The sequence below is a fragment of the Thermoactinomyces sp. CICC 10522 genome, from assembly GCF_016055075.1.
GTDB classification, from domain to species: Bacteria; Bacillota; Bacilli; order Thermoactinomycetales; family Thermoactinomycetaceae; genus Thermoactinomyces_A; species Thermoactinomyces_A daqus.
On record NZ_JAECVY010000008.1, the window covers coordinates 76,918 to 95,404 of the forward strand.

The window sequence follows — 18,487 nt, forward strand, 5'->3', positions numbered from 1 at the left end:
AAATCCATCCTCCTCCGGTTCCGGCCGCGATTGGCGATTCCCCAATCCTGATGGGCGTGATAGAATGAAAGGCATGGACGATGGAGGGATAAAAATGAGCGACAAAATCGATCTTTCACGTTATGTCTCAAATTTGGATCAAAACGTTTATGCCATCTACAACCTGCCGGAAGAAGTGATCGCCGTCATTTTTGCTTATGTCAGCCGGAGCCCGGCCAGCTTCCGGGAAAATTTGGCCAAACTGCTGGCCGACGACGAATTGGCGGTCGGCGTAAATGCAGGCGGACTTGCGGGCACTTATTCTGAAAAAGCCGCCCGTTTCCACGAAAAATGGGTGGTTGGCTACGGGCATTCGAGTGTGGCGGAACACGCTGTCGCCCATATCGGAATCGAAAAAATCAGCCGCCTTGCTTCGGCCGAACTGGAACTGGCCAACTCGTTTAACAGCTTTACCGAATACAGCCAGCGCTATCAGCGTCCCAAACGAGGCGATTTTTATATCCCGCAAGAGCTCAGGGCCCATCCCGATCTCGAAGCGCGTTTCATCTCCATCAACGAAAAAGCATATGACACCTATGAAAAACTGATGCACGGTCTGATGCAGTTCCTGCCGCAAAAATTTCCGCGGTCAGAACATGAATCCGAGCGGGCCTATCGCTCCCGCATTGAAAAAATCGCATTTGAAGATGCCCGTTATGTGTTGACGTTAGCCACCCTGACCAACCTGGGGCTGACTGGAAACGGACGCGCTCTCCGCGATACGCTGGTTCGGCTATTATCCAGCCCTCATGCTGAATCGCGTCAATTGGCGCGGGCAATGGAGAGAGAGATCAGCCAGGTGATCCCCACCCTGCTCAAATACGTAAAACCGAACGAATATCTGCTGAAAACCAGGGAAGCACTCCAATTGCGTTTTGCGCAAAGCAAGCTCCCCCGGCATCCGGTCAGTGGTCCCCATGCCCGTTTCATTTCGATGCCGGCCTACGAAGACGCGTTGCGCAAACTGGCGACTGCGCTCCTCATCAGCCAGAGTCCGCTCTCGTATGAAGAAGCGAGCGCCCGCGCAAACAGGTACACATCGGCTGAACTGGAACAGATCGCCGAAGAGGCCCTCGTTCACCTGCGCTTTTTCGACAATCCGATCGGCGAATTTGACCATCTCACCTACCAAATGGAAATGGTCGTTTCCGAAGCCAACTGGCATCAATTGCTGCGCCACAACCGCCGCACCCATTTCAGCTTCGGCGAGCCCACGATCCGTTTGGGCCGGACCATTCCCCCTCATGTGTCCGAAGCCGGTCTCAGCGAAATGTTCCAAGCCCTGCTCGAAGAAGTGGAAGAAGGATTCAACGCGATCGCTTCTGTCTGTCCGGAAGCGGCTCCCTATCTGGTTACAAACAGCCATCACCGGCAAATCTTTGCGACAGTCAGCCTGTGGGAATTGTACCATCTGATCAATTTGCGCACCTCTCCGGAAGCACAATGGGATATCCGGGCGACCTTTGAACAGCTTCTGAAAGAACTGAAGGCAAACCAACCGATTCTCGCCAAGTATGCACAACGGCGGATGCCTTCCGCCTGAGGGAAGACGGGTGCAGAGAGGCACCCCCTTCCCTTTATAAGACGAATGTTGAAAACAGATTTTTTCCTTCCGCTTTGCCTCTTTTCCCTGCCAAACGCTATAATATAAGTAATGAGAACAGAGAGGAGGCCTTCCCTCCATGTCAAAATTATTTGAAGCATTTATATCAGCCAACGACCTTCAGGCGATCAACAAGAATAAATTGTTCAACGAAATGCTCCGCTCCTTCAAGAAACTCGGCCTCACCCATAATAATGAGCTCAAAGCCGTCATTCTTGATATTGATACCTATGAACAGCTGGTGGACCGTCTGGAGGAACTGGAAGAAATGCAGGAGGATATCCAACTGGCCCATAACCTGAGCGAACGCTTGCAACTGCCGAAAGAAAATTGGCTGGAGAAACCGAATCATACGCCGAGAATGGAATTCTTACGTTCAATGGAGAAAGGATCTTCTACATGATTAAAGAGGTATATCATCCCCTTTTTTCCGAAGACCTTTCCTTGTTGGCATCCATGATGAACAAAAAGCGTTTTAATGAATGCCTGCAACAGATCGACCGCGCCATCGACCAGGTCATCCGTCATCCCTTCAAAGCTGCGCCGCTTAAATATGCACCCTTAACCGGATATTACAAGAAAAAATTTTTTTCCGTCGCCCGCCCCCGCAGAAAACAGCGCCCCGATCTTCGCTTGATCTACCGCTTCAATCCCGAAGAAAACACGATTTATTTTCTCGCAGTCGGCTTACGCCTCGCCCAACGGCCGCAAAATCCACACGATGTCTACCAACGCGCCCGAAAACGGAATCTGATTGATTGGGGGGAATGACAAAATGCGGACGGAAGCAAATCAAAAAGCATAAAATCCGCCTGAAAACACTCCGGCAGGAGCCCTGTCAGGCGGATTTTGTCTCTTTGCTTATTCTTCTTGCGCTTCCATCCCCATGCCCTGAACGATGACCGATTTCACAACCCAAGTCTCACCATCCTTGACACAGGGAAATCTCAGATCCAACCCTTCGTGATAAAGATAGAGATGCGTTTTGGTTTCCAAGAGCACACGGCTGTCCCGAATGACTTGTTCGATCTCCCTCCCGCTCCAATCCTTTCCCAAACGCTGGGCCAAACGCTCGCGCATATGACGGGAAAATTCGATCTTTCGTTTGTTAAAGAGAATCCCTCACTTGTTCCACTTCTTTAAGAAAATGATAAACCAAATCCCGCTTAAAAACCGGCAATATTTTCATCATCGACAATGTAAACCGGAACACCCCCACCTCATTAACCATTTCTTCTACTTTCTTTTTTGATTCATCGGAGATAATGCCGAATTCCTTGGACAGGAAATGAATAATTTCCTTTGTCTCATCAGGCGGCTTCACCTTCGAGCTATGGTCGGGCAGCTTCTCCTTAAGGACTTCAAGGTCAGCAAAAGCTTCATGAACCGTCAGATTTTCATCCAGGCGAAATTCAATCTTATTATCTTCCTTCACTTCCTTTACCTTTGCCTCGATTACCTGTCCAACATGCAATTCCTGCTCTTTGGGGATATGGCGGTTATGGATTAATCCCGACAAGGCAAAAGGGTCCATCGTAACAACAAAGGCACCAAAATCAACAAGGCGGGTGATCCTCACCTTTACTTTACTGCCGACTTGATATTGCGGCACCAGTTTCGACGGCGAAGATTTTTTTATATATTCTGAAATGCGTTCATCCAAATCATATGGCTTGGCCATGTCTGCCCCCTCCTTTGGTGAGTTGATTATGATTGTAACCTGAAAGTGCTTTCATTGGCAATGTTTCTTTTCCATCCATCAAAAAAGTGACAAGCAGCTTCTGCCGGTCTCTTTCCATTCCCTTGCCGGTCCGGCCATAAGGGTCACCCCCTGCTCAAAGATTGACCTCCCAGTGTTTTCCACGCTTTTTCCTCTGCAGGAATGCGAATGTGAAACAGAATAAAAGCATTAAGAAGCGAAGCCCAAACCATGGTGGCATACGCACCGAACAAAATGGGGATCAAAATGAATTCGAGCATTACCACCACATAGTTGGGATGCCGCATCCAGCGGTAAGGACCGGTTGTTAGCGGGCGGCTTCCCGGAATGACAAAGATGCGCGTATTCCAAAACGTTCCCAACGAGCAAATGCTCCAGAAGCGCAGTCCCTGTACCAGCACCAGGCAGAAAAAAGGGATCGGCCACCATTGCGGCGCTCTGCTCCCAAGATAAAAATGCTCCACCAGAATTCCGGCAAAAAAGAGCAGATGCATCAGCACAATGAGCGGATAATGGCTTCCCGCCATTTCCACCGCCCCCCTTTCCCGGAGCAAACGGGCATTTCTCCGGGACAACCGCAGTTCCCAACATCGTTGTCCGAGCAAAATAATCAGCAGTAACAGGGATCCGTCCAACTTCATTTAACCTCTTCCTTCATCTTTTCATTCTCTGCAACCAATCGTCCGGAAATGGACAGGTTCGGCAGGTTCGGTTCCCATTTCAGCAACACCATCTCCAGGCTGAAGCCCGGCCCCATCGCTGCCATCAATCCGTTCGTTCCCGTCCACCCTCCTTGCGTCACCGTTTTTTCCAGGACAAACAGCACGGTGGCGGATGACATATTCCCATAATCCCGTAAAACTTCATAAGACATTTTCAGCTTCTCTTTTTCTGTATGAAACGCTTCTGTATACGCCTCCAACACTTTCCTGCCGCCCGGATGCATGATAAAGGTGCCGATATTGCTCAAATCAAGCTCATGGCGCAGCAAAAAAGCATCGACGACCGGACGCACCCTTGCCCGCACCAATGCAGGGATATCCCGGGAAAACACAACCTTTAATCCGTCATCCTCCACATCCCACCCCATTACGTCAAGGGAATGGGGCCACATCATGCTCTGACTGTCCAAAATCTCCGGCCCGGCTTCGGAAAAGCAACCTGCGGCCTGATCACCGGCCACCAGCACTGCTGCCGCTCCATCGGCAAAAAGCGAGGTGGCGATCAAATTGCTTTTGGACTGATCCCGGTTCCGGAATGTTAAACCACAGCACTCCACAGCGAGCAAAAGAACATTTGCCTCCGGAAACGCCTTGGTATATTCATACGCACGTGCCAAACCGGCTACACCGCCGGCACATCCCAATCCCCAGATGGGCGTTCGCTTCATGGAGCCGGACATTTGCAGGCGGTTGATTAAATGAGCATCAATGCTGGGTGTGGACATCCCGGTCGTCGACACAAAAAACAGATGATCAATCTGTTCCGGTCCGATCCCGGCCTTGTCCAGACAGGAGCGGATGGCCTTCTCTCCCAGAGCGATGGCCGATTCCACATAAGCTTGGTTCTTTTCGGCAAAGGAATGGTTGCGCTCAAACCATTCCCGCGGTTTGCAAAACTTTCGCCGATCGATTGCGGCATTTTCAAATACAGTTAAAAACCGGTCAATATTCTGGAAGGACGGACCAAACAACTTTTTGGCAAAGGCGCGTACCTCTTCCTGTTTCACTTCATACTCGGGAACCGCCGTCCCAATCGCAATCAATCTGGGCATTTCGTGTCACCTTCAACTCCGTCTTTAATGTTATTTTTTTCCTTCCTCTGCTAATTATGCAGTCAATCGTTTTGCTTTTAAAAATCAAAAAAAGGCACCCGGATCAAATCCCGTCCGGATGCCTTTTGCGATCATAACAGCCACCGGCCAACTATTTTTTAAAAAAGCGAAAGCCATGTCCGATCAGATACCGAACACCGCCAAACAACACAGCCATCACCAATTTCAGTAAAACCCCGCCAGGGATAATTAAAAAGCCGACAATCCCCCATGCCACTGCTTTACTAATATTATGAAAAAAGAAAGCGGCAATTAACAAAATCAACAAGACGATTATTCCCAATGAAAGAGAATTGATCAAATCAAAAAACACAAAGGCCAAAAATATGATCTCAATTATATGAAACAAGTCTTTAAGTAGACCTAATATATTTCTAAAAACATGAAACAATCGGCTCCTCTCCCTTTCTAAGTAAAATAGAGACAAACCGGCCTGTGCCAGGCAAAGTGTAAATAGCCAGGTTCCTGTCTCAGGCCGGCTGATCAAAGAAAAATCCTAGTTGGCAGTTTGCGAGCGGTCATCCCGCTCGTCCCTTAAGTTGTCAAAGTTGAGATTTTCGTTCATATAGTCATAGATCTCCCTGTCCACGCTCTCGATAGGACGGACTTCATCCGAAGCCTGCATGATTTCCAGTCCCCATTCCAGCCCCCAATTCATCGCCTCATCTTTCTCCCGCGTGCGATGATCGGCTTTCTTGCCGTCAATCCGATAAACATAAGGAGGTTCATTGGAGACAACGCAGGTTGTGACATCGCTCCGCTGCCTGCGTTTCGTACGAATGTAAACAGCCGCATGCCGTACGGGCAATCGCTCCACGAACGACGCTTTGACATGTTTGCGGGTCAGGCTTTCCACTTCGTCGGAACCTTCCGTCTGGCCGCAGCTGAGCACCATGCCGATATTGGAGCGAATCGCCTGCATCAGTTGTTCATCTTCAAACTGGTCGATCTCGCGGGTGATTAAACCGATGCCAAATGAATACTTGCGGTCTTCCATCAAAATTTCAGTAATCAGAGGAATCTGCACCATATGGGCTTCATCGATCAGCATCAGGTGAAACTTGGACCCGGTCGGCCTCGTTCGTGCCACCTGATAATACTGATTGAGCAAGTGACCGGCTGTTACCCGCAGATCAAAATCTTTCAGTCCATACATGTCAACAAGAACGATATGTCCCTCTTCCATATATTTCCGAATATCCAGACTCATTTCTTTCTGGCAGAACAAACGGCGCAGCGTCGGGTTTTGCAAGATCCGCTCCACCCGGTCCAAAACGGGTTCCGCTTCTTTTTTCAGCTCATTTTCATCGACGTTTACCCAAAACCTTTTTACATAGGGATCTTGCACATTTCCGACCACTTTTCTCCGAAAGTCTCGATTTCGAAACAGATCGTCCACTCCGAGAATCGTGTGGGTTTGGTTATCTTCCAGCAAACTTTGAACGGCCATGCCCATCAAACGCTTGGTACGCATCAAGGCTTCTTCATCCTCTTCCCGTGTTACCAGAACGGTGGCGATCTGTTGGGCGATCTGGTTCGTGGGCAGATTCTTTACCCTGTGAAACAGATTGAGTGCAGGAACATGAGTGGTGTCATGAGACAAATTAAAATGATGGATTTTCTCACGGGGGATTTTGACACCGAACCGCTCAGCGATCCGCAAGCGGTTTTCAATGATGGGAATGATCTCCCGCGCCGGGTCGATAATGGTAAAACCCGGATTCTGCTCCGGATCTTCAAACCATTCATCCAAAATCGATTGAATCATCTCGACTGCCAGACTGGATTTCCCCATCCCGCTTGCCCCCGTCAGGATGAAGTGTTTACTCAATTGATCATACGAAACGCGCAATTCCCGTTTTTCCAGCGGGTGATGAACCTTCCCGATCAGCACGCCTTCATTCAATTCATCGGCTTTCAGGGAACGCTGGTTTGCTTGAAGGTGAACAATAAAACCGCGCGCATCTGGTCCTTCTTCCTTGGGTTCCTGGTAAATATAGTGATTGGCCGGCGGCAGATGGAATAAGTTGGCGATTTCATCACATGTCCACGTCATGATCGTAAAGGGAAAAGGGATGGGAATCAGATTGGCATCGGAAAGCGGATTCCACCAGTCATGGCGGATAAAGCGAATCGATCCGTCGTATTTCATTGCCGTTTCCACCGATTCGGCGGTTGAACGGATGACCGACACCGCGTTTTTGCTGTTCGACCACAAGGACAGGCGAACATGGAATGTCAATTCCCGACCGGTCAACCGCTGCATCAGACTGACCCGCCGCATCCGCTCTTCCGGATCCATATCCTTCATCCTCTTGTTTTTCAGACTGTCCACTGCATCTTCCGAACGTTCCTCCAACTCTTTCCAGCTGACCGGAGCAAACTGCAAATCCAGATACGAACCGGGGCGCAAACAGTTTAAAATACTGCCCAGCTGACTTTGTTTGGTTTGCTGCAAAGAGGCCAGGGGCAATCCTTTGCTCCTTCCGAGTTGAAAGATGAAATGCCCGCCTGATCCGCCTTTTTGCGGCTGCGGAAATTGGTCATACGTGATATCGTGCAGTTCGGCCGATGGATAGACGCTGCGCAGGGTATCCTTCACGCTGTTTTCCTTGTCAATCGGATACGCCATGTAAATGCCGATTTCGTTGCTGTCCGGCGGAATGGCAAAGCGAAGGCGAAACCAAGGCCGTCCGTACTTCAGGCGCATGCGGATCGGGCGGATCATCCCGCCAAACGTCCGTGTCAGCTCGGAGATTTTGTCCAGATCCAACTGCGTATCGTCCGCCGGCAAAATGCGGAGATACTTCACCCCTTTTTCAGCCCGTTTGCGGTAATGGGACCGTGTAAACAGCTGGCTGCCAAAAAGGGCCAGCAGACCCAGAATCGCCAGGATGAGCAAAATCGGAAGCAATGCCAAAAGAGCCGTTCCCAACCATGAAAACAAATTTCCGATCGCTGATGTCGCTCGCTCTGCATGGTTCTGTTCATGGAAGAGGTTCGCCAATAACTTCCACAGATACAAGACACCGATGAACACCGCAAAACCGACGAGAAGATAAAAAAACCATTTGGCTATTTTGCTGAAGATATCGTCTCCGCCTTTTGGAACATTATTCCAAGGGAACAACAAAACCCCGCCTTTCCTAATAAATGATACAGGAAAATTCTCCCTCTCTGTGTCTCATCCCTTTTATCGTCTCAAAAGCAGTTGCGGATCAATCAACTGTCCGTTTTTATGCACTTCAAAATGCAAATGCGGCCCGGTACTCCATCCGTTTGAACCAACCTCGGCAATCACTTGCCCTTTACCCACTTTCTGCCCGACCTGCACTTTCACATGCTCGGGATACATATGGGCATAAAGAGTCTGCCAACCATTTCCGTGATCGATTACGATAATCCAGCCGTAACCGCTGGACACCCTCGATTCAATGACCACTCCTCCGTCACTTGCCAAGATCGGTGTTCCCAGCGGCGCTCCGATATCGATTCCTTTATGCAGCTGAACCACCTTTTTGACTGGATCAAACCGGGTTCCAAATGTCGAGGTGATCCGCCCTCCAGACACCGGCCAGGCCAATTGCCCGGTCGCCAAGCCGGATCCTGCCCCGGTCACCACCGGATGGGCAAACTGTTCGGCATAACTTTTCACTTTCAATACATAATTTTCATAATCGTGATTGTACTGCCAAACCGCACCTCCGCGCGCAAACCAGTCTTCTCCAGGCTGATGATTGGCAGCCAGGTATTTGGCCGTCGCATAAATCGCATCCTCAGGATTATAGGGATCGGCTTTTCCATCACCATTGGCATCCACACCGTATCCGCCATACTTTTGGATCAGGCGCGGATCGGTCAGGTTGACGGAGTCGGGCAAATCCCCCAATTTGCTTCCGCCTGGATAGCGCCAACCCAGCCAGGTTTTATCCATAAACTGCATTTGTCCTCTGGCCCCAACCGGACTTGTGCTGAGATTCCGGCCAAAATCCGTCTCCACCTTGTGAATTGCTGCTAAAATTTGCCAGGGGACACCGTACTTTTTGCCTGCCGCCTGGTATATCGGCAAATATTTTTTGGCTGCCTGCGGGAACCCCTGCGACACTTCCCACTGCGCATAAGGATCAGCGGATGAAGCTCTGTTTTGGCTGATGAACAAACTCGTGAAAATCGTGCCAAACACGGCGACAGCGAAAAAGAACATAACCGCGAAAACGGCCGCCGCGCTCAGGATCACCCACTTGACCCTGGAAGAAATCCGGTCATGAACAGCCCCGTAGATCCGTTCGGTCAGCACAGCGGATTCAGTCGAAGTCTCCACGTACTTCCGCCTCCTCCACCACCCAATGCTCACCCTCTTTGGCGAGTGACAGTTGATACACCCTTTCGACAGGCGTGAATTGTTGCCCCTTCTGTTCCTGTACAACCACTGCGCCGATGCAGGAAGCCGTCAATCCGCTTCCGCTGCATTGCAGGCGTTCAATCTTGCCAAAGGAAGTCGCTGTCAAACCATCGGCAGGACGGGCTGTCGCCTCTTCCTGCAAATACTGATAAAATTCCTTTCCGGTCAATCCATCCAAAGCGTGCAGCCACTTGGACCGGTCACTGAAATCGATCGTCGTGTAAGCTCGGATAAAGCGATTGGCTGTTTCAGTCACGGCACTGAGCTCCTCCGGGGGCAGTGAGGAGACTGCCGCCGGTTCCGACGGTTCTGCCGAAGGTGCACTTGGTTCCGTTGCAGTCGGCCGGGGCTGGTCTGTCCAGCCCAGCTTCACCAATACAAAGCGCACGGCAAAACCAACCACGAGAAACACAACCAGCACAAAAACGAGGAGACGGCGGCGGTGGCTGGGCAAATCCGTCTGAAACATTTGCCGGCACTCCTTTCACAATCCCATCCGGTTCGATCGCCTTTTATCTTCGGAATTTGATTTTGCCCACTTTAGACCTTAAGTTCGTTGTATATTTATTGACATAATCCATCGGCATCTTGATATTCAGCTCACCCGTAAAGTTTTCTACCTTACCCACCGGGACTTTCATGATGCTGAACAGTTCATTCCGCTTCCAGATGACGCCGACAACCAAAATCAATTGCATCGCGATCGTCCAGACATATCCGACCTTTTGCGGCGGACTCATCTGATAGAGGAATTGCGAAATAGTGAGCAACATGCTGAAAAAAATCCCGATAATCAGCTTGATCAACTGATATCCGACAAATCTTTTAAACCAGTTGACAGCCACGCTGGACCAGGCGGGGTACAGGGCCATCAAAAAGGCAAACGGCGCAAATAAGGCAGTGAGAACAAACATAAACTGATACACAATCATCGCGCCGGCAATGATGAAAAAAAGCAATCCCAGGATAAAGTGGGCGACGCACAACAGCAGGAGCAAAGTTAACCGCTGAAATACCCCATCAGTGGTCACCATGGGATTTGGTTTGATCCCTGCCGTCGGATCTCCCTTGGCCTCCTGCATTACCGCCTGCTTTCGCGCCTCGCTTCCCGGCTGGTGGGCCAAAATCTTGTTGACGCGTTCCGGGGTCATCTGCTGGTCGCTTGATGTTTTGGCATATTGCAACATGATGTAAGGTTCATAAACCATCATGTTATACAATTTGTCGGCGATCACCATTGACGAGACATCGGCCGGGTAGGTAACCTGGTTGCCGGACAGCTCGCTTTGAAAATCAAGCCCGACTCCCATCACCTCCTGGCTCAAACCGCTGCTGATATCGTTAAAATACCGCATCACTCCTCCGGCGTTGGCAAAGAAGACAAGACCCAGAATCAATACGGCAATCGTGGTCAACATCCCGTTGAGCGCTTCGGTCGTCTTCTTTTTGATCATGCCTTTGTAGGCGATGTACGCACCGGCGAGAATGATCATCAACAGCAGAAAATTCCCCATCAACCCTTGGCTTCCATAGCCCGTGCCCGTAAAGCCGGCCAACTGCTGCACCGCTTTTTGCACCGCAGTGGCAAACTGATCCACCACATTCAGGGAAAAAGCGTTTTCCACAACCAAAATCACGGTAAAGTTCCACGACAGGAGCGCCTGCCAGATAAAGTTATTCACTTCATTCATCAAGGTATAGGCGCCATTTGATACATTCTTATCAATATCCAGAAACGAAGCATCTTCGGTGTAAATTTCCAATTTATATTGACTCGGAAAATACTTGGCAAACTTCACGTCATACCCTTGGGCCCGCGCCTTTTTGATCTCATCCTGCGGAAAAATGGTCAGCAGGTCACTGATCAGGCTATATCCGTCCGACGATTGGGACGTGCTGTCGGCAGCAAAGACAACCCCTGCGTTCACGGTCATCGCCATGGCCAAAACCAGGGCGATGACGGCCCCCCACTTTCTTTTCCTAAGATTCATGAACCGTTCCCCTTCTTTTTCATTCTCGTTGATAAGCCCTCCTCACTGGAACGAACGGGCAGGCAGCATTCCATTCTTCCGTTCCTGGGTTGGCAGAGATACCAGATCCGCATTTTTCTCTGCGCGCGAACCAGGGCGGGTATCAAATGCGATGAAAAGCCTTTCCTCCAGAACGCGGATTTCCAATTCATTCACTCTCTTTTCCAAATCCGACATCAGACACGTACCCGTAGGCAGATTCCTGATGGTTTCGATGTTTCCCTCATTGGGTTCAATTCCGAGAATTTGGCAGGCCGCCTCCGCCTCTTTCAAATCCCGGCACCGGAAGACGAACCGGCATCCCAGATTGGAACGAATCTCTTCGCCCAACATATCTTTTGCGTTTTGGCTGATTAAGTAAATGGCGGCATTTTTGCTTCTGCCGGTACGAACCAGCTCCTCCAGAATCGCCCGGCCCTCGCGAACTTTTGCCAAGCGCCAGGATTCATCAAACAGTACCAGCTTAAACTCATCAGAAGATTGATTGGAAAAACGACGCGAAAAGTCGGAAATCGCCATTAACAACGCGATCCCCATCCGGCCGAAATCGGTCTGGCTCTCTTCCGGCAGCTTCAGATCCTCCACCTGCAAAATGGTCAGCGGCATCGACAAATCGATCGCCCTTTGCGTTCCATCCCCAAACAACAGCTGCCCCTGTCCGGAAGTGGCGAGATAGCTCAAGACATCAACGATCTCTTCCAGGCTGTCCTGCCGTTTCTCCGGCGCCGATTTGAGCCCTTCACGCAACCGGTCGATCACCCGCATCATCGAAGGGCGATCCTCCTTGGCCACTTGATCCACCGCTTTTCCGATCACAATCGCTTCATATGTTCCATCAGCCGCCCGCGCCAAAAATTGCAGAATCCGTTTCGCCGTTTCCGCTGCCGCCAACCGGTCCGCAGTGCTGGCCGCTCCCATCAACGGATCCAATTTCCCGCGATCTTCAAGAGTGGCGCGCAAAGTGACGATGCTCGTGATCTCCCTTAGTTCCGGCAAAAAATCAGGCCAATGCGCCCGTTCGTCTTTCGGGTCGAAGATTAACACCTTAGCCCCGTTTAAAAGCGCTTGATAGGCGAGCAGATTGGCCCCCAAAGATTTCCCTGCCCCCAGCGACCCGATAAATGCCGCAGATGCCGTTGAACTCAATTTTTTATCTTTTGGTCCCCGGTCATGTTGGAAGAAAACGGGAAGATTTTGCGACATCCCGATAAAATGGCCTTGCCCGTCCCCCAGCTGGCGGGTGGCTCCGATCATGCTGGCCGCCACCGCCGCAGGATCCATGTAATGGATATAATCCGTGATGTACCGTTTCGCTCCAGGCAGAAATTCATTAAAAGCCCGCCACTGATCACCGAACGGAACCTCCACCTGGATCAGCATGTCGCTGTACAAATCTTTCACCAGTTGAATGCGCAAATGGAGTTCTTCCTCGGTTGACGCGGATACACACAAAACGATGGAGGTTGTGATCAGCGGAAATTTATCCGTGCGCAAATTGCTTTCCAGTTCGTTCGCTTCCTGGCGGCTGTGCAAAATATGGTAAGAAGTTTCCACTCCGCTTTCCAAGGCATGTTCATCTTCCGCTTTTAATTCCTTCTTCTTGTTCAACACCTGTGTCAGGGCTTTGCTGTACTCAATCGTTTCCGTCCGCACCGAAGCCTCGACCGGAAAAGAGAGGCGTTGCAGGCAGTAAAGCCATTCCAGTCCGGGAAAGGGTGCTTTGTCGGGAATATGGGACAACGTTAAAAAAGCCATATAGCCCTTCTTCACTTTGCCGCCCACATGCTGTTCTACAATCAGCTGCCGGCCGTGCGAATCATTGAATCTCCCTTCCGCCAGGGTGAGGATATCCCGGGACGGCCGGCGCGCTTTTTTGCCTTTTACCGTGACCGGAATCGCCTGCGGTTTCCAGTTGTGCCGCCGCGGCGTCTCACCAATCCCCCGGTAAAACCCGCGGCGAATCAACCATTCCAAATCGGCCGGAGTCACCCGGCGAACCCGCAAAAATCCATTGATGCGGGAGAAAATCAACTCTTCCTGCACCATATAAGCCTGAATCTCTTCTTCATAAATCTCAGGTGAGTCGGTTCCTGACTGATTAAGCAGGAATCGCTTAAAATCTTTCAAAAGGTAAGCGAGTTCGTTAAAAAAGGATAATCCCTGCACGCTCGCCTCTTTTAGCTTCACACCGATAAAAAAGCGGTGTTGGTGCACTTCTTTTCCCCTCAGATGCTCAATCACCGCGCGGATCTGATGAACGCCCGCCTCGCGGAGTGCATCGTTCCCGTTCAAGCGGCCGACCATCGCTTCCTCATGCTCCTCCAGGCTTTGGAATTCCGGTACGACCAAAGCGTGCGTATCAGCGAGAATGTTCCAATAAAAAGCCTCCAAATTCGCATGGAGGCTCAGCTTATCGTCGGTTGACCGATAATCGTAATTAAACGGTTGCAATTCATAATAAGCGTAAACCGACTCATCACTGCCAAACACCAGATTTCGTTCAAAGTATTTGACCGGAAACGGAACGCGCGTCACTGGGTATCCCCCCCGGATTTCCGATATGTAACTTCTCCTTCATAAACGTAAACATGATTTTTGGGCCGTGCGATTTCTTGGTAACGCGCAAAATGATGCGGACTGAAAAAATGCTCGATCACGCGCATGAGAAAGCGGTGCGGCGCCTTGCCGTCCAGCGTCTTTCGCGTAAAAAACCAGGCGACGAGCGCCGGAATCCCGATAAACTTGATCAGGAAGTAATCCACCCATGACAGGGGCGGAAATTTATTCAAGACCACCATCACCATCAAGGTTCCGACGAAGAAGGCCATCTGCCGGTAAGAAACGGGCAGCGGCAGGTGAACCCCCTGAATGGAGTAGACTGTTTTCTCAATGCGAAAGACCTTATTGTAGACGCGGATCTGCTTCATTTCAGATAAGCCTCAAACAACCAGCGAAATCCGTCGGAACCCAGATGTGTAATGAGTTGAGGTTGGAAAATAAAGACACTCACCAGCATCGCGAACAGGGCAAATCCGATAAAAGCCGTAAAGGCCCGCTTCCAAAACAGGGTCAAACTGATAAAGATCACCGCCAGCAAAAACAGCGAACCGATTTCTCCTCCCAGCGATTGCTCCAGTTTCTCACCCGGACCCGCAACCATCAGCCACAGCAGATAGGATTTCATCACACTAAACCTCTCCTTGTCCCATTCTTGATACATACCAACGGTCGCCTACCTGTACGAGATCAAAATCATAATGATAATTTAGCTGCGCCCCCGAGGCCAGATCCTGCAATGTGACATCGCATTCGGCATGATAAGTGTCGTCCTTGCGGTAGACAGCCAAATTCTTCAAGTCGACAAATCCCATGATCCCGGTCAAGCCGGAGGCCGGCTGTCCATCTTTGCGAAAATAGGCAATTTCATTTGGTTCACCGGTTGTATATACTTTCCAGAAAGATTTCATGAATGTTTCCACTTGTCTCCGCGTAGAATCATTTACCATCTCCCCTTGATCCTGATCGGGTTCATCCCCGCTCTGATCTTGTACAGTCGCGACCGGAGGTGCGATAAAGTGCGGGATATCGACAACAATGTATGAATCGCCCGCTTTTTTAATCGGCACCACAAGATAGCGATCCACCCGCTTTTCCTCTTTCGGGTTGTTGACATTGGTCAAAATGGTTTCTGCATAGATGGTGACATCTTTGATTCCCGACTGATCCGGCCGGTCTTTGATTGACCAGACATCGACATTTCGTGCATAGGAATCCCAGCCGGCCTTTGAAAAGTCCAATCCTCCCTGTACATTCAGGTTGGGCTTCCAAAACAGCTTGAGCCTTTCGGCCCGGGACTCCTCCTTTCCGTGTGTCCAGAGCAAATACTCTCTGGCAAACTGCTCGCTGAAAGCGACCTCGCTCAATGAGGGAGCAGCGGAACTTGTGTTTTTCGCCGGACCGGCGACGACGGCTGCCCTGGGCGGCACAGCAATAAACCCAAACTGAATCGCCCAGACAACGGTGGTGCTCAGCGCCGTGTAAAGAAGCAAAGCCCAAAACAGAAACCGGAGCACCTTTCGACGAATTATCGGCCGTTCCATTGTTCATCCTCCTTGTACCGTCATTGCGGAATCGTTATTTTCTCCTTCAGCTGTGCCTGGATAATATACCGCTTTGGAGCCGGCCCTATATATGAAAATGGGTAACATGTGGTCAATGTGAGAACAGCCCTTCCAAGTGGAACGATCACCGACCGATCGTCAGGGTCCGTCACCCATGTCCTGGTAATCTCATAGACAAATGTTCCTTGCGAAGTAACGACCTGCAACTCGTCACCCTGTTTCAACTCCCCGACATGCCGGAAAACTGTATCGCGGTGACCGGATAAAACGCAGTTATCCGGTTCACCCGGAAGCACACTTCCCGCATAATGCCCGACTCCGACAGCAAGCTCATCTTCGTCGGTTCCTTCAATAACGGGCATTTTCGCCTTTAATTTTGGTACGATCAAATCAGCAAAATGTTGGCCGGTCTTTGGACGTTCCCTGTACGGAACGACAACCCGGTCGTGTCCTCCATCCGTTGCCGCTTTCTGTGTCGCATCCGCTGTTTTGCGGTCGCCTGCCAGCGCTGCCGGATCAGCGGAAACATGTTGAACCGCTCTGATTTTTTCATAATACTGGATACCCGAATAACCGGCATAGGCGGAACCGAGCGTAACCAGGAGACAAGCCAGCCACCGATCCCATTTCAAGCTTGATCCTTCCTGCCTCTGAACATGGTATAAGCGGACCCCAACAGAGCAGCTGCACCACCGAACACTACACCATTTAAATCACCGCTGGCTGTTTTCGGAAGAGCACCGCCGTTTACTGTTTTGGGCTCCGCTGCGAGTTTCTCTGAAGGCTGTTTGGAATTCGCCGTGACATCTGGAGAATGGGTTGCTCCTGAAGCATACTGCATCTCGGATCGGGAAGCACTGTATTTGGAACCTTCAGACTGTTCATGTCCCTGAACCGTCCTCACAGGCGGAACATAATGATGGGTCTGGCTGTGCTTGGCCGCCTTGGATAATGCCTCTTTGGATTGGTCAGTCGCATGGGGTGATGTATTTGACTTCGGAGGCAATTCCTGATGCTGACCTGATTGAAGCTGGTGATCCGGTTGTTTTGTTTGGGTTTCCCGGGACTGATCCTCCCTGGATTCGGATGGCCGATCAAGCACAGAGTTCGCATTATTCAGGCTTCTCCGCTCAGTCTGCTTCTCCTGAACGGGCACATCGGGCTTTAATTGCTGAAAATCCTTTCCTGTGCCGTTTTCGGTCGGCCGGTCCTGAATGATCTGCTCCACTGAACGATCCTCCGCCCGGGGAGGCTGAGCTTGGACGCCCACCTTAGAAGCCGGCTGGTCAAGCGGCGGTGTATCCTTGCCCCACTCGCTTTCCGCAAAGGCTGAACCCGCGCCAACGGTCAAACCAGTGACCAGGCAAAGGGAAAGAGTCGCCACCGTCCGGTTGAGATGCCGCTTGGGAACCGGTTTTTTACGATTTTTGCCCGAATTGGGATACTCCAAATCGAATTGCATGAGCAAATTGGAAAAGAGGTTATGCGACTTTATATCAGTACGCCAGGAATCCAATATTTGTTTGGGATCTTTCACTTTATCCCCCTCCTTAAGGGTAAGGCGGTGCAATCCGCCGACAAGCAATTCCATTTATAATTATTCATTGCAAAAAAGCCGGCAACAGGAGAACACGCTGTCAGTCCGATTTTCCGCCTTCCAATGGAAAAAAGTGGTCCGCCTCAATTGGAAAGATCATGTACAATATCCATTTCTTTTCCCTATAATATTACACAAATCGTACTTTTTTCAACACAATTTTGTAAAATTTCCTGATATATTTTTTTTATCGACTATTTAAACCGGCACGAATATATTTTTATTCCTCTGTATAAGAAGCAACATTTCCACTATAAAGATGAATCTTTAAACGGCAGAGAAGGCGACTTTTTGCTTTTAAAATTTTAAAAATTCCCATTGCCCGAATGGACATCTCCCTCCTTTTGCCGAGGATATCAGCAAAAACAATCTTTCACTCCGTGAATTTTAAGCGGAAAGCAAACCGGCCGGAAATCCGTCTCCCAGTCAAACATATTACCGATGTCTTCAAACCGTCCCTCCCACAATTAATTTTTATACAAAAAAATTAATAATTATTCATCTCCCTGACCGACCGTGATCAGGGCAGCCAACATACTTTTTTTATGCGATTATCGCCAATTTTTCATCCGCTTCTCCAAAGTCCCCGTAAATAATTCCAACACTGTCCCATCCGGATCAGTAAATTGGACAGACCATCCCCCTCCGCGAAACACAGGTTCCCTGACAAAGGGCACTCCATGCTGCTTTAATCGGGAAACGGCTTCGGAAAAATTCTCCTCCGCAATCGTAAAAGCGACATGGTCGATTCCCGTTCCCTCTTGTCTCCGCCGCTGCTTCGTCTCTATCAAGCAGATCCATGCCTCTCCCCACTCCAGATAAACATCGCTCCGCCCGCGATGAACCAGCTTCATTCCCAAAACATCGAGGTAAAAGGGAAGGCTTTGCCGCAAATCGTTCACCCGTATTGTCAAATGATTAAATCCTGTAATTTTCATCGGTCATTCTCACCTGTTCCTTTTTTCTTTGAAAAATTTCCCTTAACGGCCGCAAGCAAAACTCACAATACACGGAAGATTCATTGTCTTTTGCAAGCAGATGGGGACTGGCTTTTTTGCAGCGGCCTTCGGGCGAAGAAGCAAAATGTTTCTCAAAAGCGAATCGGGCTGGTCTGCCCCGGAAAAAAAGTCAACCAGCCCGT

19 protein-coding genes are annotated in these 18,487 nt (G+C 50.1%); 3 read left to right on the top strand and 16 right to left on the bottom strand.

The genetic code is table 11. The features are described 5' to 3' along the window. Window positions 1–94 precede the first annotated feature (94 nt). The 3 genes from I8U18_RS12085 to I8U18_RS12095 all read left to right on the top strand — a co-directional run bounded on the left by I8U18_RS12085 (window position 95) and on the right by I8U18_RS12095 (window position 2,413). The gene (locus I8U18_RS12085) at window positions 95–1,582 is read left to right on the top strand and encodes an FAD-dependent thymidylate synthase (protein WP_033099515.1); all 1,488 of its coding nucleotides are present in this window, start codon (window positions 95–97) and stop codon (window positions 1,580–1,582) included. Between the two features lie 139 nt (window positions 1,583–1,721). Continuing rightward, the gene (locus I8U18_RS12090; protein ID WP_033099516.1) at window positions 1,722–2,045 is read left to right on the top strand and encodes a hypothetical protein; all 324 of its coding nucleotides are present in this window, start codon (window positions 1,722–1,724) and stop codon (window positions 2,043–2,045) included. After that, window positions 2,042–2,413 carry a type II toxin-antitoxin system RelE/ParE family toxin gene (locus I8U18_RS12095; protein ID WP_033099517.1) on the top strand — a complete coding sequence of 124 codons (372 nt, stop codon included), beginning with the start codon at window positions 2,042–2,044 and terminating at the stop codon, window positions 2,411–2,413. Before I8U18_RS12090 ends, I8U18_RS12095 begins: the two co-directional genes overlap by 4 nt. Before the next feature lie 90 nt (window positions 2,414–2,503). Here the strand turns inward: I8U18_RS12095 and I8U18_RS12100 are convergent, their stop codons facing one another. From I8U18_RS12100 to I8U18_RS12175, 16 genes are all read right to left on the bottom strand, one after another. Then, window positions 2,504–2,722, bottom strand: coding sequence for a hypothetical protein (locus I8U18_RS12100; RefSeq protein WP_033099518.1), 219 nt, complete (start codon window positions 2,720–2,722; stop codon window positions 2,504–2,506). Window positions 2,723–2,750: 28 nt separating this feature from the next. Then, window positions 2,751–3,323: a S1 RNA-binding domain-containing protein gene (locus I8U18_RS12105; RefSeq protein ID WP_052153932.1), complete on the bottom strand. Its 573-nt coding sequence runs from the start codon at window positions 3,321–3,323 to the stop codon at window positions 2,751–2,753. 143 nt (window positions 3,324–3,466) lie between these two features. Beyond that, window positions 3,467–4,003, bottom strand: coding sequence for an isoprenylcysteine carboxyl methyltransferase family protein (locus tag I8U18_RS12110; protein WP_033099519.1), 537 nt, complete (start codon window positions 4,001–4,003; stop codon window positions 3,467–3,469). Next, the gene (locus I8U18_RS12115) at window positions 4,000–5,136 is read right to left on the bottom strand and encodes a type III polyketide synthase (RefSeq protein WP_198064785.1); all 1,137 of its coding nucleotides are present in this window, start codon (window positions 5,134–5,136) and stop codon (window positions 4,000–4,002) included. The genes I8U18_RS12110 and I8U18_RS12115 overlap by 4 nt, the downstream gene beginning before the upstream one ends. Before the next feature lie 151 nt (window positions 5,137–5,287). Beyond that, on the bottom strand, window positions 5,288–5,587 hold the full coding sequence (locus I8U18_RS12120) for a hypothetical protein (protein ID WP_033099520.1): 300 nt from the start codon (window positions 5,585–5,587) through the stop codon (window positions 5,288–5,290). 105 nt (window positions 5,588–5,692) lie between these two features. Continuing rightward, window positions 5,693–8,326: a helicase HerA domain-containing protein gene (locus tag I8U18_RS12125; RefSeq protein WP_198059484.1), complete on the bottom strand. Its 2,634-nt coding sequence runs from the start codon at window positions 8,324–8,326 to the stop codon at window positions 5,693–5,695. 63 nt (window positions 8,327–8,389) lie between these two features. After that, complete coding sequence (locus I8U18_RS12130; RefSeq protein ID WP_052153933.1) at window positions 8,390–9,517, bottom strand: peptidoglycan DD-metalloendopeptidase family protein; 1,128 nt, start codon at window positions 9,515–9,517, stop codon at window positions 8,390–8,392. After that, window positions 9,501–10,067 (bottom strand): hypothetical protein, encoded by a 567-nt coding sequence (locus tag I8U18_RS12135; protein WP_198056079.1) that lies wholly within the window; start codon window positions 10,065–10,067, stop codon window positions 9,501–9,503. Before I8U18_RS12135 ends, I8U18_RS12130 begins: the two co-directional genes overlap by 17 nt. A gap of 43 nt (window positions 10,068–10,110) precedes the next feature. Then, complete coding sequence (locus I8U18_RS12140; RefSeq protein WP_198064786.1) at window positions 10,111–11,589, bottom strand: CD3337/EF1877 family mobilome membrane protein; 1,479 nt, start codon at window positions 11,587–11,589, stop codon at window positions 10,111–10,113. Between the two features lie 42 nt (window positions 11,590–11,631). Continuing rightward, on the bottom strand, window positions 11,632–14,163 hold the full coding sequence (locus I8U18_RS18225; RefSeq protein ID WP_198064787.1) for an ATP-binding protein: 2,532 nt from the start codon (window positions 14,161–14,163) through the stop codon (window positions 11,632–11,634). Further along, window positions 14,160–14,555, bottom strand: a complete 396-nt coding sequence (locus I8U18_RS12150) for a TcpE family conjugal transfer membrane protein (RefSeq protein WP_052153934.1) — start codon at window positions 14,553–14,555, stop codon at window positions 14,160–14,162. The genes I8U18_RS18225 and I8U18_RS12150 overlap by 4 nt, the downstream gene beginning before the upstream one ends. Beyond that, window positions 14,552–14,815: a hypothetical protein gene (locus I8U18_RS12155; RefSeq protein WP_033099524.1), complete on the bottom strand. Its 264-nt coding sequence runs from the start codon at window positions 14,813–14,815 to the stop codon at window positions 14,552–14,554. The genes I8U18_RS12150 and I8U18_RS12155 overlap by 4 nt, the downstream gene beginning before the upstream one ends. A 1-nt stretch (window position 14,816) precedes the next feature. Beyond that, entirely contained in the window at window positions 14,817–15,728 is a 912-nt protein-coding gene (locus tag I8U18_RS12160; RefSeq protein ID WP_198064788.1) for a conjugal transfer protein, read from the bottom strand. A 20-nt stretch (window positions 15,729–15,748) separates the two neighbouring features. After that, complete coding sequence (locus I8U18_RS12165; RefSeq protein WP_052153935.1) at window positions 15,749–16,381, bottom strand: class D sortase; 633 nt, start codon at window positions 16,379–16,381, stop codon at window positions 15,749–15,751. Next, window positions 16,378–17,286: a hypothetical protein gene (locus I8U18_RS12170; RefSeq protein WP_198064789.1), complete on the bottom strand. Its 909-nt coding sequence runs from the start codon at window positions 17,284–17,286 to the stop codon at window positions 16,378–16,380. Before I8U18_RS12170 ends, I8U18_RS12165 begins: the two co-directional genes overlap by 4 nt. 611 nt (window positions 17,287–17,897) lie before the next feature. Further along, the gene (locus tag I8U18_RS12175; protein ID WP_198064790.1) at window positions 17,898–18,284 is read right to left on the bottom strand and encodes a VOC family protein; all 387 of its coding nucleotides are present in this window, start codon (window positions 18,282–18,284) and stop codon (window positions 17,898–17,900) included. Window positions 18,285–18,487 lie beyond the last annotated feature (203 nt).

What these genes read in the sequence shown, in the direction of transcription:
- I8U18_RS12085 (WP_033099515.1), top strand. Translation starts at nt 95, where the DNA reads ATGAGCGACAAAATCGATCTTTCACGTTATGTCTCAAATTTGGATCAA.
- I8U18_RS12090 (WP_033099516.1), top strand. Translation starts at nt 1,722, where the DNA reads ATGTCAAAATTATTTGAAGCATTTATATCAGCCAACGACCTTCAGGCG.
- I8U18_RS12095 (WP_033099517.1), top strand. Translation starts at nt 2,042, where the DNA reads ATGATTAAAGAGGTATATCATCCCCTTTTTTCCGAAGACCTTTCCTTG.
- I8U18_RS12100 (WP_033099518.1), bottom strand. Translation starts at nt 2,722, where the DNA reads ATGCGCGAGCGTTTGGCCCAGCGTTTGGGAAAGGATTGGAGCGGGAGG.
- I8U18_RS12105 (WP_052153932.1), bottom strand. Translation starts at nt 3,323, where the DNA reads ATGGCCAAGCCATATGATTTGGATGAACGCATTTCAGAATATATAAAA.
- I8U18_RS12110 (WP_033099519.1), bottom strand. Translation starts at nt 4,003, where the DNA reads ATGAAGTTGGACGGATCCCTGTTACTGCTGATTATTTTGCTCGGACAA.
- I8U18_RS12115 (WP_198064785.1), bottom strand. Translation starts at nt 5,136, where the DNA reads ATGCCCAGATTGATTGCGATTGGGACGGCGGTTCCCGAGTATGAAGTG.
- I8U18_RS12135 (WP_198056079.1), bottom strand. Translation starts at nt 10,067, where the DNA reads ATGTTTCAGACGGATTTGCCCAGCCACCGCCGCCGTCTCCTCGTTTTT.
- I8U18_RS12140 (WP_198064786.1), bottom strand. Translation starts at nt 11,589, where the DNA reads ATGAATCTTAGGAAAAGAAAGTGGGGGGCCGTCATCGCCCTGGTTTTG.
- I8U18_RS12150 (WP_052153934.1), bottom strand. Translation starts at nt 14,555, where the DNA reads ATGAAGCAGATCCGCGTCTACAATAAGGTCTTTCGCATTGAGAAAACA.
- I8U18_RS12160 (WP_198064788.1), bottom strand. Translation starts at nt 15,728, where the DNA reads ATGGAACGGCCGATAATTCGTCGAAAGGTGCTCCGGTTTCTGTTTTGG.
- I8U18_RS12175 (WP_198064790.1), bottom strand. Translation starts at nt 18,284, where the DNA reads ATGAAAATTACAGGATTTAATCATTTGACAATACGGGTGAACGATTTG.